The sequence below is a fragment of the Thermodesulfovibrionales bacterium genome (genome assembly GCA_026417875.1).
GTDB lineage: Bacteria > Nitrospirota > Thermodesulfovibrionia > Thermodesulfovibrionales > CALJEL01 > CALJEL01.
This window is the reverse complement of sequence record JAOACK010000177.1, coordinates 1-242: the sequence shown is the minus strand read 5'-3', so window position 1 is coordinate 242 and position 242 is coordinate 1. Positions and strand designations below refer to the sequence as shown.

The 242-nt window shown below is 36.4% G+C and carries 1 protein-coding gene; it reads right to left on the bottom strand.

Features of this window, described 5'->3' with window-relative positions; genetic code table 11:
• On the bottom strand, positions 1-218 hold a 218-nt coding region (locus tag N2257_10890), incomplete at its 3' end, for a 1,4-alpha-glucan branching enzyme (protein MCX7794891.1).
• Positions 219-242 lie beyond the last annotated feature (24 nt).

Here is a 242-nt window from a genome sequence, read left to right as displayed (position 1 = left end):
GCATCAACTCTTAAACCGTCTATATGATAAACATCAAACCAAAATAAGGCATTTGCAATTAGAAAATTTCTGACTTCGTTCCTACTATAATTAAAAATTAAAGTTCCCCAATCTTTATGTTCGCCCTTACGAGGGTCTTCATGTTCATAGAGAGCTGTACCATCAAATCTTATTAGACCATGTCCATCCTTAGGAAAATGCGATGGCACCCAGTCCATTATTACTCCTATACCATGTTGATG